The organism is Pseudomonas sp. 24 E 13, assembly GCF_900004715.1.
Lineage (GTDB): Bacteria > Pseudomonadota > Gammaproteobacteria > Pseudomonadales > Pseudomonadaceae > Aquipseudomonas > Aquipseudomonas orientalis_A.
Map to the genome: position 1 here is coordinate 30505 of NZ_CVTO01000126.1, position 15018 is coordinate 45522.

A 15018-nucleotide genomic window follows, 5' to 3' on the forward strand; every position below is an offset into this window, starting at 1 on the left:
TAACGGGGCGCCTGAGATCAAGATCAAAAGCAGATCAAGATCAAGAGCGACTCGCTGCGCATCGTGGTTACGGTTGAGCGTTACAGAGTTGTGTAGATACCTAGGCCCCGATGGCAGTGTGTCAGTCAATAGATGTATTGACTGACACACTGCCATCGGGGGCAAGCCCCCTCCCGCATTTAGTTAGAGCAGCGGTTCGTCAGGCTTCTTGTTCTTCCAGCCATCATTGCCCGGCAGCAGCAGGTTCAAACCAATCGCCACCACCGCACATAGGGCGATGCCCTTGAGGCCGAAATCGTCCGGGCCGGTGCCGGTGCCTACCAGCACACCACCAATCCCGAACACCAGGGTCACCGACACAATCACCAGATTGCGCGCTTCACCCAGGTCGATCCTGTGGCGGATCAGCGTATTCATCCCCACCGCCGCAATCGAGCCGAACAGCAGGCACAGAATCCCGCCCATCACCGGCACCGGAATGCTTTGCAGCAGCGCGCCGAACTTGCCGATGAACGCCAGGCTGATCGCGAACACCGCGGCCCAGGTCATGATTTTCGGGTTGTAGTTCTTGGTCAGCATCACCGCGCCCGTCACTTCGGCGTAGGTGGTATTGGGCGGGCCGCCAAACAGGCCGGCGGCCGTGGTGGCAATCCCGTCACCCAGCAAGGTGCGATGCAGGCCGGGCTTCTTCAGGTAGTCGCGACCGGTCACGCTGCCTACCGCAATCACGCCACCGATATGTTCGATCGCAGGGGCCAGGGCCACCGGCACGATAAACAGGATCGCCTGCCAGTTGAACTCCGGCGCGGTGAAGTGGGGCAGGGCGAACCACGGTGCGGCGGCGATCTTCGCCGTGTCGACCACGCCGAAGTAGAACGACATGGCAAAACCCACCAGCACGCCGGAGATGATCGGCACCAGGCGGAAAATGCCCTTGCCGAACACGGCCACGATCAAGGTGGTCAGCAGGGCTGGCATCGAGATCAGCATGGCCGTCTGGTAGTGGATCAACTCGGCGCCGTCGCCGGACTTGCCCATGGCCATATTGGCGGCAATCGGCGCCATGGCCAGGCCGATGGAAATGATCACCGGGCCGATGACGACCGGCGGCAGCAGTCGGTCGATGAAACCGGTGCCTTTGACCTTCACGGCAAGGCCCAGGAAGGTATAGACGAAACCCGCCGCCATCACCCCGCCCATGGTCGCCGCCAGGCCGAACTGGCCCTTGGCAAGAATGATCGGGGTGATGAACGCAAAGCTCGATGCCAGGAACACCGGCACCTGCCGTCCCGTCACCACCTGGAACAACAACGTGCCCAGGCCTGCGGTGAACAGTGCGACGTTTGGATCAAGACCTGTGATCAGCGGCATCAACACCAGCGCGCCAAATGCTACGAAGAGCATCTGTGCGCCAGACAGGATCTGGCGCCAAAGCGGGTCGTTGAATTCATCCTGCATGGTCACGCGTCCTTCTGCTTGGTGCCGAAGATCTTGTCACCGGCATCGCCCAGGCCCGGGATGATGTAGCCGTGTTCATTCAGGCGTTCGTCGATGGAGGCGGTGTAGATCTGCACGTCAGGGTGCGCTTTCTCGACGGCGGCGATGCCTTCGGGGGCGGCCACCAGCACCATGGCGCGAATGTCGCGGCAACCGGCTTTTTTCAGCAGGTCGATGGTGGCGACCATGGAACTGCCGGTGGCGAGCATCGGGTCGATGATCATGGCCAGGCGCTCGTTGATTTCCGGGACGAGTTTTTCCAGGTAGGTGTGGGCCTGCAAGGTTTCTTCATTGCGGGCCACGCCCACGGCGCTGACCTTGGCGCCCGGGATCAGGCTGAGCACGCCTTCGAGCATGCCGATACCGGCGCGCAGGATCGGGACCACGGTGATTTTCTTACCGGCGATTTTCTCCACTTGTACGGGACCGGCCCAACCGGGGATCTCGTAGGTCTCCAGGGGCAAATCCTTGGTGGCTTCGTAAGTGAGCAGCGCTCCGACTTCCTGAGCAAGCTCACGGAAGTTCTTCGTGCTGATGTCGGCGCGGCGCATAAGGCCGAGTTTGTGTCGGATCAGCGGGTGGCGGATCTCGCGAGTGGGCATGGGAAAGGCTCCGGCGGCGGGCAAAAAAACCGGCCTAGATTAATCTATCCGAGGGTGTTGTCCTATAGACATCAAGTACGTTAGTCCATAAAGGCTTGATTGGAGCGCAGTAGAAGCGTACCTTCGCCCGCTTTTCTTGCCACAGCACCCCCTGGAGAGCGCCATGTCCGCTGATCTCGAGCATATCCGTCAAATCATGCACGAGGCTGACTGCCTGTACACCGAAGCGCAAGTCGAAGCAGCGATTGCCAAGGTTGGCGCGCACATCACCCGCGAAATGGCCGACACCAACCCAGTGGTTTTCTGCGTGATGAACGGTGGCCTGATCTTCGCCGGCAAATTGCTCACCCATCTGCAATTCCCGTTGGAAGCTTCTTACCTGCACGCCACCCGCTATCGCAACGAAACCAGTGGCGGCGATCTGTTCTGGAAAGCCAAGCCGGAAGTGTCGTTTATCGACCGTGACGTGCTGATCATCGACGACATCCTCGACGAAGGGCATACCCTGGGCGCGATCATCGACTTCTGCAAACATGCCGGCGCGCGTAAAGTGCACACCGCCGTGCTGATCGACAAAGACCACGATCGCAAGGCGCGCCCCGAGCTGAAAGCCGATTTCGTCGGGCTGCCGTGCATCGACCGCTATATCTTCGGTTATGGCATGGACTATAAGGGCTACTGGCGTAACGCCAATGGCATCTACGCCGTTAAAGGAATGTAATCGATGGCCCGTTTTCTTGATCAGACCTTATTTGCAGAGTTGGCCGAGAAAGCGGGCGACAGCCCCCGTGGCCGGCACCATCACAACTTCCACCAGATGGAAGAACCCTGTCATCGCCTCGCCGTGGCCCTGCAACCGAGTACCTATGTGCCGCCTCATCGGCACCTGAGCGCGGACAAGGCGGAAACCTTGCTGGTGCTCAAGGGCCGCTTGGGTTTGCTGATATTCAGCGAAACCGGTGAAGTCCTCGCCAAGCGCGTCATGCAGGCGGGCGGCGAGTGCGCGGGCGTCGACCTGCCGCCCGGCGTATTCCATGGCCTGGCGGTGCTGGAACCCGATACGGTGATGTTCGAATGCAAGGCCGGGCCTTATCGGCCGGTGGGTGAGGGTGAGCTGGCCACCTGGGCACCGCGCGAAGGCGATGCCGGTGTGGCCGACTACCAACGCTGGATGCTCGCGCAGTTCGATTGAACTGACCAAAATCCAAATGTGGGAGGGGGCTTTTCAACGCTTTCGAAGCCTGTGCACCACAGGTAGACTTCAAACCCCGTGTCAATGTCTGCAGGCTGGAGTCGGTAATGCGTAAAGATAAAATACAGGTGATCGGTGACGAGATCGGCGACGACCAGATCAAGTTGTTCCTGAACTTCGAACCGGTCGATGCGACTTCTCCGTCCCTGCACAAACTGATCAAGGCCTATCGCGGCCTACGTATCGACGACTTCGAGCGCTTCCTGGGGTTCTTCAAGGAAGCTGGCCTGGACCTGGACGGCAAGGACGAGCATGGCCAGACCTTTGTCGACCTGATCAAGGACCAGCGCCACGCCGCCGAGTACATCGCGCTGATCGACAACGCTCGCGGCTGATTAGCCGAAGCAATAAAAAACGCCCCGGCCTCATAAGAGTCCGGGGCGTTTCGCTTTTAACGGTAGGCGCGAGCTTGCTCGCGAAGAACCTGAGAGCGCCGCGTTAATCCACTTGCGCTGCGTTATCGTTGACGTTTTTCGCGAGCGAGCTCGCTCCTACAGGCTCCACCAGCTCAAGGCTGATGTTGTTCTGCGTATTGATCGTGCGATACAGCTCGGCATCCGTCTCCAGCACGTTTTCGCGTGCCGGGAAGATCTCGTGCAGCTTGGTCGCCCATTCACCGTTGGCTTTCTCCGGGAAGCAGCGCTCGATCAAATCCAGCATGATCGACACCGTCACTGAAGCGCCCGGCGAGGCGCCCAGCAGTGCCGCCAGCGAACCATCCGCGGCGGCAACCAGCTCGGTGCCGAATTGCAGCACGCCGCCTTTCTTCGGGTCCTTCTTGATGATCTGCACGCGTTGGCCGGCCACTTCCAGGCGCCAGTCTTCGGCTTTCGCTTCGGGGTAGAAGCGGCGCAGGGATTCCAGGCGCTGCTCCATGGACTGGCGCACTTCGCTGACCAGGTACTTGGTCAGGTCCATGTTGTCGCGAGCCACTGCCAGCATCGGGCCGATGTTGCCGGCGCGGATCGACATCGGCAGGTCCAGGAACGAGCCGTGCTTGAGGAACTTGGTGGTGAACCCCGCGTAGGGGCCGAACAACAGCGACTTCTGGCCATCCACCACGCGGGTGTCCAGGTGCGGCACGGACATCGGTGGCGAACCCACGGCCGCCTGGCTATAGACCTTGGCCTGGTGCTGCTTGACCACTTCCGGGTTATCGCAGCGCAGCCACTGGCCGCTGACCGGGAAACCGCCGAAGCCTTTGCTTTCTTCGATGCCCGAAGCCTGCAGCAGCGGCAGGGCCGCGCCACCGGCGCCGAGGAACACGAAGCGGGCATCCACTTCGCGGCTGTTGCCGCTGTTGACGTCCTTGATGCTGACGGTCCAGCTCGCACCATTGCGCTTGAGGTCGGTGACGCGCTTGCAGTACTTGACCTGAGCGTCCGGCGAACTGGTCAGGTGGTTGAGCAGTTGGTTGGTCAGGGCGCCAAAGTTGACGTCAGTGCCATTGATCACGCGGGTGGCGGCGATTTTTTCGTCGAGCGGGCGGCCCGGCATCATCAGCGGCATCCACTCGGCCATCTCGCTGCGGTCTTCGGTGTAGTGCATGTCCGAAAACGCATGATGCTGGACGAGGGTTTCAAAACGCTTCTTGAGGAAGGCAACGCCGTTTTCGCCCTGCACGAAACTCAAGTGCGGGACCGGGCTGATAAAGGACTTGCACGAACCAAAGGTGCCCTTTTTGGCCAGGTACGCCCAGAACTGTTTTGACACCTCGAACTGGGTGTTGATGTGCACGGCTTTCTTGATGTCGATGGAACCATCGGCGGCCTGCGGCGTGTAGTTCAGCTCACAGAGCCCGGCATGGCCGGTACCGGCGTTGTTCCACGGGTTGGAACTCTCCGCGGCACCCGAGTCCATCAGCTCAACGACTTCCAGCTTGAGGCCGGGGTCGAGCTCCTTGAGCAGTACGGCCAGGGTGGCACTCATGATGCCGGCCCCTACCAGAACTACGTCGACTGCTTCGTTATGCGCCATTTAACGCGTCTCCAAAATCTGCAGCACCAAATTGACGGCATGGCTGCCAGGAGTGACGGGGCGGTTCACGTGTTGCCCCAGGTTACCCATGGCCAGGATCGCCATGTCCGTTTCGCAATTCTTTGCAACTTCAGCGCACGCTTCCTGCCCGGCTAATCTGTCTATGAACGCATTCATGGGCGCCTGTGGCAATTCGACTTATGGTCAAAGCGTGCGATTCGTGCAACCAATCCGTAGCGGACAGGCTCAAGCTCCGGTTATTGAGGAACGCTCGGTCCTGTGTTGGGCTGTTTCAGACGCTGATGGTGCTTGTACAAACGCCAAACTATTCATTTGCTCGCCACACTCTTGTGAAGTTGTGAAAACCCGTTTTTTTCACGCTCTTTTGAAGACGTGAACCTCAAAAAAGGGCTGCCCCAGCCTGGCACCTGGCCCGCAAAACGGGCAAACAACTCAAGTGGCCGAGCGCAATGGCAGCTCTGGCAGATTCGATAAAGACGGGTGGTTTGCACAGGAAACAGCAAGCACGCCAGCTTCACTCGATCTGTGTGGGCGGCTCTCTGTGGGCGATTTGGAGGTTAATGCCGAGGCAATAACGATGCTGCGGGGCCCGATCAGGAGACGTCCTTATAATCGGGGGGAGATTGTAGCGAAGAACGCCAGGGAAATGGGCGTGTTTTATGACTTTTATTAGTGCGCCGGTCAGGAGGCCAACGCTTGGTGCGATTGTGCGCGTACAAACTGAGGGCTGACCCTGGCACTGGCCGGCAGCGGGCGGTGCATCCAGCCCAGATGCGTCTCCGCGACTTCGACCCAGCCTTCACCGACGGGCGGCAGGCTGCATTGCTTGAACGCCAGGCAATGACCGTGGGCATCGAGCAGCGCAAAGTGGCGGTGGCGGCTGTGTGACAGGAACAGTGACTTGAGAAGGCGCATGGCTGTGTACCGGTTGCGTTACATGCTTGAAGGTTGTCAGTCTGGCATGACAGGGGAATGACGTTTTGATGGGAAATTGTAATTTGCCGATGTCTTCAGCTGCGGTTCAGGATCGCTGGTGGGTGATGCGCGTGCACCGTTATACTGGCGGCCTGTGTGCGCCTAGTCCTGGAGAAATGAGTATGTTGCAACGCCTGTTGTTCGGTTTGATCACTGTGACCAGTTTGGCTTTGGTTGGCTGCGCCAATAGCCCGCAACAACTCAGCCCGCAACCTAAAGTCACGGCGCAGTTGGCGCCGGTCGGTCACGGCCAGCCTGTATCGGTGCGTGTAGTGGACGGTCGCCCGTCACCGACCCTCGGTTCCCGTGGCGGCCTGTACCCGGAGACCGCGCTGATTTCGGTGACCGGCCAGGACGTGCTGCCCAAGCTGCAGGCCCAGGCTGAAGCCGCTGTGCGCTTGCTGGGCTTTACCCCGACCAATTCGCCCGGCGCGCCGCAACTGACCGTTACCCTGGCCGAACTGAAATACCAGTCGCCCAAGGAAGGCCTGTATGTGACCGAAGCGTCCATCGGCGCTACCTTCAAGTCCGACGTCAGCGCCGGTACCCGTCGCTACAGCGGCCGCTATGCCGCGTCCCTCAACCAGCGCTTCGGCATGTCGCCGAACCAGGAAACCAACACCAAGCTGGTCAGCGACGTGCTCAGCGATGCCTTGACCCGACTGTTCAAGGACCCAAGCATCGGCCAGTTGCTCAGTTCGCAATAAGCTGTTCACGCAAAACCGGGCTCATCGCTGAGCCCGGTTTTTTTATGCCTGTCGCTTTCAGGCGGCGGTATCGACGTAGAAATCCAGCATGCTCACGCCCGTGAGTAAGTCCAGCTCCGGCAAGTCGGCATGCGGGTGCCCGGCGAGGGCGCAATACACCAGCCAATGGCGGTCCTGGACATTGAAGGCAAGGCCGCCGATCAGGGCTTCCTGTTCATCGCTCGGGGCGATCAGATACAGCCGGTCCTGGTTTTGCGCGTGCAGCATGACAAGCTCCTCAAGCGTCGAAGGGCAACAGAGTGGCCTGTTAAGGTGACGTTCAGGTGACGCTGTAAATTACTGGATACATTAAACCGTCAACGGGGAGGGAGCATTAAAGGCGCAGGGAGCCACTATCGTTCAGGTTCGTATCTGGACCGATACCCGAATACTGTTTCGCCGAGGTTTTGCGATGGCGCTGCTGATCAATGCTGTTGCCCTGATGGTTGCCTGCTGCGGCGCCATACTGCTGTTCATCACTCGCCTGCGGGCGCAACGGGCGATGGCCGAACTCACCGCGCAAAGTGAAGAACGCGCCATTGACCAGCCGATGTTGTTTCTGGACACGCGCACCGAACGGGCGCATCGCCAGGCTTACCGTGTAGGGTTCTCTATGCTGGGGTGGGCGCTGGCCATTTCCTGGCTCAGTACCCACTTCTAGGAACACTTGGGATTCAAATGTGGTAGGGGCGGTGCGACGATTCGACTTGCCCCCTCCCACATTTTGATCGAAGTCTACAGAGGGATCCCGGCTTTGACCCGGTATTGATTACGCACCGGCGTCGCATATTGCGTCACCAGGTACGGACGATGCTCGGACGGGCATTCATTCAAGCGCCGTTCCCACTCGGCCTTCGCCTTGGCCAGCTCATCGGCCGGGAATACGTCTTCGGCCTTGGGCACGTCCAGTTGCGGGTCGGCATCGCTCCATTGGGCGTAAGCCAGGTAGTGCACCGGGAACAGCCGATAACCGCCCAGAATCTGCCGGTCCATTTCGACCGCCAGCAACTTGGTGTCCTCGAAGCGCTCGGTAATCGGTGGCGCGAAATTCACGTGCACCCGGCCTTTGTAGCCGGTGATGCCCAGCGCAATGCTCACGTCATCCTCGCCCGGCGCCTTGCTGTAGGTGCCGGTGGTGGCGCGGATATACAACTCGCGGGCCTTGGCGGCGTCGCACGGATCATATTCATAGCTGATCGACACCGGCGTCAGGTTCAACGACTGGATGACTTCGGCGAACGGCTCGTCCTTACGGCTGACGTGGAACATCTTGAGGATCGCCGATTCGGTGCGATCATCCCCATCCTTGGCCCGGCCTTCCGCCTGGGCGATCCAGATCGACTGGCAGTCGTTGCGGATCGAATGGTTGATGTAGGCCGACAGCAACTGGTAGGCCGCCATCTTTTCCTTTCGCCCGGTGATCGAGCGGTGCACGATGAAGCTCTTGTTCAAGCGCATCAGGTCGCTGACAAACGGTTTCTGCAGCAGGTTGTCGCCGATGGCGATGCGCGGCGTCGGCAGGCCGGCATGGTAGACGGCGTAGTTGACGAAGGCCGGGTCCATCACGATGTCACGGTGGTTGGCCAGGAACAGGTAGGCGGTGCCGGACTTCAATTGCTCGACGCCGGTGTAGGTCACGCCGTCGGTCGCGCGGTCGATGGTATGGTCGACGTAATACTCGACTTTATCCTGCAGCGTCGCCACGGTGGTGACGCCGGCGAACTCACGGCGCAGTTTGCGCGCGATCATCGGCTTGAGCAGCCAGCCCAGCGCGCCGGCAAAGCGCGGGAAGCGAAAGTGAGTCAGGATGTCCAGAAAGGCCTTGTCACTGAACAGCCGGTCCAGTACTGCGGGGACTTCGCTGTCGTTGTAAGGTCGGATGGTATCGAATTCGCCCATCATGCTCTCTTGTTAGAAACGGCTAGGGTAAGTAAAGGAAATACCAGGGGCGGCGTGAGTAAACGGGCTCAGCCGGCAATAGCCCTGTGAATAGACCGGCGATTATACGCACAAGTCACCTGGGAGACTGCGATGCTGGAAACTGCGCTGTACGATTGTCCTTATTGTGGGGAAACGGTCGAAACGACGGTGGATTTGTCCGGCGGTGATCAGGTTTATATCGAGGACTGCCAGGTGTGTTGCCGACCGATCACCTTCGACCTGCAGGTCCATGGTGAAGAGTGGATGCTCGAAACCCGCAGCGAGAATGACTGACAGGTATATCCATGCAGCGAATCTACGAACCGGAAAACCTCATGGAAGGCGAGCTGCTGCAACAGATGCTTGCCAGCGAAGGCATCGAGGCGCACCTGGTGGGTCGCCATTTGCTCGGTGGGACGGGTGAGCTGCCGATCTTCGGCTTGCTGGGACTGGAGGTCGATAATGATCAAGCCGCTTGCGCACGCGAGCTCATAACCGCCTATAACGACGCGCAGCCCTTACCCTTTGATGACGCCGACAGCTTGCCCGACGTATTGGTCTGTTAGGCTGTCGGTCGGTTTACCCCAAGAGTCGTGTTGCCCCATGTGTGGACGTTATGCCCTGTTTCGCTGGAACCCCGCCTTTGCTGCCTTGCCGGGTTTCCCGGCCGACCAGCAGGCCCAGTGGAATATCTCCCCCAATGATTCGGTGCTGATCCAGCGTGCCATCGATGGCCAGCTCAGCCTGGCGCGTGCGCGCTGGGGGCTCACACCGCCGTGGCTCACCGACCTCTCCCGCACACCCGCCCACGCCCGCGCCGAAACCGTGGCCGAACAGCCGATGTTTCGCGAAGCGTTCCGCCAGCGCCGCTGCCTGCTGCCCGCCAACGGGTTTTACGAATGGCGCGGCACCCAGCGCAAGCGCCCATACTGGCTGACACCGGGGGAAGGCTCCACGCTGTTTTTTGCGGCGATCTGGGAAGCGTACCCGGTGCAGGAGCAGGTGTGGTTGAGCACGGCGGTCATCACTCAAGCGGCGCAGGCCCAGCGCCGACCGTTGATCCTGGACGAGGCGGGGCAGGCTGCCTGGCTGGACCCCGAGACGCCGCTGCATGTGCTGCAAAGTCTGCTGGCCGCTGAGCCCGCCGCGTTGCGCGAGCGGGTGCTGGCCAATATGGTCAACGATCCCAAGCTCAACGGGCCGGAGTGCCTGACCCCGGCTTGAGCCTGAGCTTATCGGCCGGCACGTGGGATCGATCCGAAATACACCCGTTAAACGTCTGATGTATCTGGCGCGGATACAAATGTCCGCCTACGATACGCGCCATGTTTCCAGGGAGCGTGTTCATGAAGAAGTCATTGGCGGTAAGTGGGTTGGTTGCAGCGATGCTGCTGGCCGGGTGTCAGTCGGTCAACACTACCAGCGGCGGCGCGGTGGGGGTTGAGCGCAAGCAGTACATGTTCAGCATGCTGTCGAGCCAGGAAGTCGACCAGATGTACGCCCAGTCCTACCAGCAGACCCTGGGTGAGGCCAGTGGCAAAGGGACTCTGGACAAGACCAGCGCCAACGCCAAGCGTGTGCAGGCCATTGCCAATCGCCTGATTGCCCAGGCACCGACCTTCCGCCCGGATGCGGCGCAATGGAAGTGGGAAGTGAACCTGATCAAGAGCGACGAGATGAACGCCAACTGCGGGCCGGGTGGCAAGATCCTGGTGTACAGCGCATTGATCGATAATCTCAAGCTCACCGATGATGAACTCGCCGCCGTGATGGGCCATGAAATCGCCCACGCCTTGCGCGAACACGGCCGCGAAGCCATGTCCAAGGCTTACGGCATCGAGATGGCCAAACAGGGCGCCGGTGCAATATTCGGGCTCGGCCAGGACAGCCTGGCGCTGGCCGATACCGTGGCCAACTATGGCATGACCTTGCCCAACAGCCGCAGCAATGAAAACGAAGCCGACCTGATCGGCCTCGAACTGGCCGCCCGCGCCGGTTACAACCCGAACGCGGCCATCACGCTGTGGAACAAGATGGCCAAGGCCTCGGAAGGCGCGCCGCCGGAGTTCATGAGCACTCACCCGGCGTCTGATAGCCGCATTGCCTCGTTGCAGGCGGCGATTCCGAAGGTCATGCCGCTGTACCAACAGGCCAAAAAATCCTAAGGCCTGATCGAGATCAAAATGTGGGAGGGGGCTTGCCCCCGATGGCGGCCTCTCAGCCAAGTATTCATCAGCTGACCCACCGCTATCGGGGGCAAGTCGAATCGTCGCACCGCGCCTCCCACATTGGATTGGGTTTACAGCCCTGGTTCCTTAGATCCAGCCACTGCTCTGCATGGCCTTGTACACCGCGACAATCGCCAGCACAAAAAACGCCGTAGCCGCCAAGCGCCGAATCAAGGTCAACGGCAGCTTCTCCGCCGCAAAATTCCCCGCCAGCACCACCGGTACGTTGGCAATCAGCATGCCTAGGGTGGTCCCGATAATCACCAGCCACAACTCCGGATACTGGGCCGCCAGCATCACCGTGGCGATCTGGGTCTTATCACCGATTTCCGCGAGGAAGAATGCAATCAGCGTGGTCAGGAACGGCCCGAACTTGCGCGTGGTGCTGGCTTCGTCATCGTCGAGTTTGTCCGGCACCAGGGTCCACAGCGCCGTGGCGCAGAAGCTTGCCGCGAGAATCCAGTGCAGCACCGCGTCGGAGAAGAAACTTCCGAACCAGGCTCCCACTGCACCGGCAGCCGCATGGTTGGCCAGGGTCGCGGCGACGATGCCGGCAATGATGGGCCAGGGCTTGCGAAAGCGGGCAGCGAGAATGAGTGCGAGCAGTTGCGTCTTGTCGCCGATTTCGGCCAGGGCAACGATTGCGGTAGGTACGAGCAATGAATCCAGCATCAGGTAGGTTTCCAGGGGCGGGTCGACACGGCTATGACACGTACAGCCTTCCCGCCCCGGGTAAGGTGTGCGTGTCATAGGTCTTGTCAGACCCCGGTCCGTCTGTGCGGACTCCTGGGTCGCATACGCCATGGTCTGCTGACCAAGTATGTTGACGTATGCCGGACGAGCATGGCGCTCGTGGGAGACTACTCCCCTAGGACGCTGCGGATTCTGCCTAGGCAAAACCCTTTCGGCAAGCGTTCTTTTTCAAACGCCCGTCAGGGACGCTTGGCCCGGTAGATGCGAAAACCGTTGCCCTCGGCCTTGATCGCGCAGATGCCCAGATGCTCTTCGATCAGCGGCTGGTATTTCAGGAAGCTATTGGCGACCAGGCGCAGTTCGCCGCCTTTTGCCAGATGTTTGCCTGCTTTTCGCAGCAGGTTTTCCGTAGCGAAGTAATCCGTGTGCACCCCGACATGGAACGGCGGGTTGCTTAAAATCGCGTTCAAACCCATCGGTGCGGCGTCGATGCCGTCACCGGTCAGTACTTCGGCTTCCAGGTCATTGGCAGCCAGGGTCAGGCGGCTGCTGGCGGCGGCGAAGGCGTCCACATCTAGCAGGGTCACGGTGTTGTGCGGGTAGCGACGTTTCACCGCTGCTCCCAATACGCCGGCGCCGCAGCCAAAGTCGAGCAAATGCCCGCTGGGCAGCTTGTCCAGGTGTTCCAGCAACAGTTCGGTGCCCCGGTCCAGGCGACCATGGCTGAACACGCCCGGCAGGCTCACCACCTTGAGCGGCCCGTCGACCAGCGGTACCTCGAAGGTCTGCGCCAGGCTATCCAGGTCGGGCGCCTGCGGCGCGTTGCCCACCGTGACCTGCCAGAGCTGGCAGTGCCGCGCGTTATCCAGCTTGCGCGGTTTGCCGAAGGGGATCATCTGCTTGGCCGCGCTTTCGATGCCGGCCTTTTTTTCGCCCACCAGAAACAGCTCGGCGCCGGGCAGGCGCGCGGCCACGGCGTTGAGCAGGTAGTCGGTGAGGTCCTTGGACTTGGGCAGGAAAATCACCGCGGCCTCAAATGCGCGTTCGGGCACCTTCACGCCGAATTGGCTGCGCTCGGGAAAACGCGCCTCCAACGCCGCCTGATCGCCGGCGTGCCAGCTCCAGCCGTGGGCGTTGGGCAGGCGTCCGAGCAAATCGTCGGCAGGCAAACCGACCAGCAGCAGGTTGCCTTGAAAAAGTTCGGCCTGGCGAAGCAGTACTTCACTGCGCGGATCCATGGTCTGCTCCTTGAAAAGGGGCGCAGTTTATCAAGCGACGACGCGCAGCGGGGCACCGTTGAAAAAGCCCAGGGCGTTTTCGCTTAATTGCGCGACGATCCGCTGCCGCGCTTCACGGCTGCCCCAGGCATTATGGGGCGTGACGATTAGCCGAGGGATATCGCCGGCCAGCAGCGGGTTGCCGTTTACCGGAGGCTCGACACTCAACACATCGGTGGCCGCACCACCCAGGTGGCCGTTGCGCAATGCATCCGCCAGCGCCTGTTCGTTGATCAAGCCGCCGCGTGCGGTGTTGACGATAAACGCGCCGGGCTTGAGCAAGGCCAGTTCGCGAGCCCCGATAAAATCGCGGGTGTGCTCGTTGAGCGGGCAGTGCAAGGTCAGCGCATCGACCTGCCCCAGCAGTTCATCCAGCGGCATGCGGTCGGCGCGGGCAGGGCGCCCGGGAATCGCGCCCAGCACCACGCGCATGCCAAAGGCTTCGGCCAGACGTGCCACGGCGCTGCCCAGTTCGCCATGGCCGAGCAGGCCCAGCGTCTTGCCTTCCAGCTCGACAATCGGGTAGTCCAGCAGGCAGAACTGCCTGGCCTGCTGCCATTTGCCGGCTGCCACATCGCGCTGATAGTCCTTCAAGCGCGTGGCCAGGTTGAGCAGCAGCATGATCGTGTGCTGGGCCACCGACGGCGTGCCGTAGCCCTGGCAGTTGCTCACGGTGATGCCCTGGGCGCGGGCGGCTTCAAGGTCGATGTTATTGGTGCCGGTGGCCGACACCAGGATCAGCTTGAGGTCGGGGCAGGCCGCCAGGATCTCGGCGCTGAGCGGGACTTTGTTAGTGATGGCGACTTGAGCACCCTGCAAGCGTTCGCGCACATTCTGCGGCGTGGTCTGCTCGCACAGCTGCAGCTCGCTGAAGCAGTCACGCAATCCGCTGAGGTCGAGGTCGCCGAGGTCCAGGGAGGGGTGATCGAGGAAAACGGCGCGGCGCTTGTTCATCATCAACTGTACCTTTTGCGGCGGAGTTCGAAGGCGTAATCTGCTGAGCCTATCAGATGAAATAATCCGTTACTTAATGGAGTGAGCATGTACGTCGCCGAGTTTTTGACCGTAGCCTTGATTCACTTGTTGGCGGTCGCCAGCCCCGGGCCTGACTTCGCCGTAGTGGTGCGTGAAAGCGTGACCCATGGCCGTCGCGCCGGCACATGGACTGCGCTGGGCGTCGGTTCGGCGATTTTCCTCCACGTTGGTTACTCGTTGCTGGGCATCGGCTTGATCGTGTCCCAGTCCATCGTGCTGTTCAATGCATTGAAATGGGCGGCGGCGGCGTACCTGCTGTATATCGGCTTCAAGGCGCTGCGCGCGCAACCGGCCAAGCCACCGGTGGAAGGCGAGCTGCATCGCGAGGTGGACGAGCGCACCCCGCGTGGCGCGTTTACCGCAGGTTTTGTGACCAACGGTTTGAATCCCAAGGCCACGCTGTTTTTCCTGTCGCTGTTCACCGTGGTGATCAACCCGCACACACCGCTGGCGGTGCAGGCCGGTTATGGCGTGTACCTGGCGGTGGCGACAGCGCTGTGGTTTTGCCTGGTGGCCATGCTGTTCAGCCAGCAGCGCGTGCGCGCCGGGTTTGCGAAGATGGGGCATTGGTTCGATCGCACCATGGGCGCGGTGTTGATCGCGATTGGGGTGAAGTTGGCGTTCACGAGCATGAAGTAATCGCTGCCCTTGAGCGGGCACGGTAAAAAATGTGGGAGGGGGCTTGCCCCCGATAGCCATAGGTATCGACACACCTGCGTAGCACCCAACCGCAACCACGATGCGAAGCGAGCCGCTCTTGATCTGGCTTTTGATCTTGATCTCAGGCGCCCCGTT

At 60.8% G+C, this 15018-nt stretch carries 19 protein-coding genes and 1 riboswitch; of the genes, 10 read left to right on the plus strand and 9 right to left on the minus strand.

The features are described from left to right. Positions 1 to 183: 183 nt before the first annotated feature. Together BFP90_RS15635 and upp are read right to left on the minus strand one after the other, a co-directional pair. Positions 184 to 1458 (minus strand): uracil-xanthine permease family protein, encoded by a 1275-nt coding sequence (locus BFP90_RS15635; protein WP_065885798.1) that lies wholly within the window; start codon positions 1456 to 1458, stop codon positions 184 to 186. A 2-nt stretch (positions 1459 to 1460) separates the two neighbouring features. Further along, entirely contained in the window at positions 1461 to 2099 is a 639-nt protein-coding gene (gene upp, locus BFP90_RS15640) for a uracil phosphoribosyltransferase (RefSeq protein WP_003188608.1), read from the minus strand. Positions 2100 to 2262: 163 nt separating this feature from the next. Between upp and BFP90_RS15645 the strand changes: the two genes are divergently transcribed. The 3 genes from BFP90_RS15645 to BFP90_RS15655 all read left to right on the plus strand — a co-directional run bounded on the left by BFP90_RS15645 (position 2263) and on the right by BFP90_RS15655 (position 3686). Then, the gene (locus BFP90_RS15645) at positions 2263 to 2820 is read left to right on the plus strand and encodes a hypoxanthine-guanine phosphoribosyltransferase (RefSeq protein ID WP_065885799.1); all 558 of its coding nucleotides are present in this window, start codon (positions 2263 to 2265) and stop codon (positions 2818 to 2820) included. Between the two features lie 3 nt (positions 2821 to 2823). Further along, positions 2824 to 3291: a WbuC family cupin fold metalloprotein gene (locus BFP90_RS15650; protein WP_065892633.1), complete on the plus strand. Its 468-nt coding sequence runs from the start codon at positions 2824 to 2826 to the stop codon at positions 3289 to 3291. Between the two features lie 107 nt (positions 3292 to 3398). After that, entirely contained in the window at positions 3399 to 3686 is a 288-nt protein-coding gene (locus tag BFP90_RS15655; protein WP_065892632.1) for a PA4642 family protein, read from the plus strand. Between the two features lie 103 nt (positions 3687 to 3789). Here BFP90_RS15655 and mqo read toward each other — a convergent pair whose 3' ends face one another. After that, a complete protein-coding gene (mqo, locus tag BFP90_RS15660; protein WP_065897292.1) occupies positions 3790 to 5328 on the minus strand; it encodes a malate dehydrogenase (quinone) in 1539 nt (512 codons plus the stop codon). Between the two features lie 702 nt (positions 5329 to 6030). Further along, positions 6031 to 6264: a hypothetical protein gene (locus BFP90_RS15665; protein ID WP_065885803.1), complete on the minus strand. Its 234-nt coding sequence runs from the start codon at positions 6262 to 6264 to the stop codon at positions 6031 to 6033. Positions 6265 to 6446: 182 nt separating this feature from the next. Between BFP90_RS15665 and BFP90_RS15670 the strand changes: the two genes are divergently transcribed. Beyond that, positions 6447 to 7031: a YajG family lipoprotein gene (locus BFP90_RS15670; protein ID WP_057724591.1), complete on the plus strand. Its 585-nt coding sequence runs from the start codon at positions 6447 to 6449 to the stop codon at positions 7029 to 7031. Positions 7032 to 7088: 57 nt separating this feature from the next. Here BFP90_RS15670 and BFP90_RS15675 read toward each other — a convergent pair whose 3' ends face one another. Then, entirely contained in the window at positions 7089 to 7298 is a 210-nt protein-coding gene (locus BFP90_RS15675) for a hypothetical protein (RefSeq protein WP_065885804.1), read from the minus strand. Positions 7299 to 7482: 184 nt separating this feature from the next. Between BFP90_RS15675 and BFP90_RS15680 the strand changes: the two genes are divergently transcribed. Next, on the plus strand, positions 7483 to 7731 hold the full coding sequence (locus tag BFP90_RS15680; protein ID WP_065897294.1) for a hypothetical protein: 249 nt from the start codon (positions 7483 to 7485) through the stop codon (positions 7729 to 7731). A gap of 74 nt (positions 7732 to 7805) precedes the next feature. Here the strand turns inward: BFP90_RS15680 and BFP90_RS15685 are convergent, their stop codons facing one another. Continuing rightward, positions 7806 to 8969, minus strand: coding sequence for a 1-acyl-sn-glycerol-3-phosphate acyltransferase (locus tag BFP90_RS15685; RefSeq protein WP_176718045.1), 1164 nt, complete (start codon positions 8967 to 8969; stop codon positions 7806 to 7808). 132 nt (positions 8970 to 9101) lie between these two features. Between BFP90_RS15685 and BFP90_RS15690 the strand changes: the two genes are divergently transcribed. From BFP90_RS15690 to BFP90_RS15705, 4 genes are all read left to right on the plus strand, one after another. After that, positions 9102 to 9284, plus strand: coding sequence for a CPXCG motif-containing cysteine-rich protein (locus BFP90_RS15690; protein ID WP_065885807.1), 183 nt, complete (start codon positions 9102 to 9104; stop codon positions 9282 to 9284). 11 nt (positions 9285 to 9295) lie between these two features. Continuing rightward, positions 9296 to 9556: a putative signal transducing protein gene (locus BFP90_RS15695; RefSeq protein WP_065885808.1), complete on the plus strand. Its 261-nt coding sequence runs from the start codon at positions 9296 to 9298 to the stop codon at positions 9554 to 9556. A 37-nt stretch (positions 9557 to 9593) separates the two neighbouring features. Further along, positions 9594 to 10214: an SOS response-associated peptidase gene (locus BFP90_RS15700; RefSeq protein WP_065892629.1), complete on the plus strand. Its 621-nt coding sequence runs from the start codon at positions 9594 to 9596 to the stop codon at positions 10212 to 10214. Positions 10215 to 10336: 122 nt separating this feature from the next. Continuing rightward, the gene (locus BFP90_RS15705) at positions 10337 to 11155 is read left to right on the plus strand and encodes a M48 family metallopeptidase (RefSeq protein WP_065897296.1); all 819 of its coding nucleotides are present in this window, start codon (positions 10337 to 10339) and stop codon (positions 11153 to 11155) included. Between the two features lie 150 nt (positions 11156 to 11305). On the opposite strand, the gene BFP90_RS15710 is transcribed toward BFP90_RS15705, so the two are convergent. The 3 genes from BFP90_RS15710 to BFP90_RS15720 all read right to left on the minus strand — a co-directional run bounded on the left by BFP90_RS15710 (position 11306) and on the right by BFP90_RS15720 (position 14145). Further along, positions 11306 to 11890 carry a TMEM165/GDT1 family protein gene (locus tag BFP90_RS15710; RefSeq protein ID WP_005784895.1) on the minus strand — a complete coding sequence of 195 codons (585 nt, stop codon included), beginning with the start codon at positions 11888 to 11890 and terminating at the stop codon, positions 11306 to 11308. An 89-nt stretch (positions 11891 to 11979) separates the two neighbouring features. Continuing rightward, positions 11980 to 12099: riboswitch (yybP-ykoY riboswitch) on the minus strand. Positions 12100 to 12150: 51 nt separating this feature from the next. Continuing rightward, positions 12151 to 13149, minus strand: a complete 999-nt coding sequence (locus BFP90_RS15715) for a class I SAM-dependent methyltransferase (RefSeq protein ID WP_065885811.1) — start codon at positions 13147 to 13149, stop codon at positions 12151 to 12153. A 30-nt stretch (positions 13150 to 13179) separates the two neighbouring features. Next, the gene (locus BFP90_RS15720; RefSeq protein ID WP_065897297.1) at positions 13180 to 14145 is read right to left on the minus strand and encodes a 2-hydroxyacid dehydrogenase; all 966 of its coding nucleotides are present in this window, start codon (positions 14143 to 14145) and stop codon (positions 13180 to 13182) included. 84 nt (positions 14146 to 14229) lie between these two features. Here BFP90_RS15720 and BFP90_RS15725 point away from each other — a divergent pair, with 84 nt between their 5' ends. Continuing rightward, a complete protein-coding gene (locus BFP90_RS15725; RefSeq protein ID WP_065897298.1) occupies positions 14230 to 14862 on the plus strand; it encodes a LysE family translocator in 633 nt (210 codons plus the stop codon). Positions 14863 to 15018 lie beyond the last annotated feature (156 nt).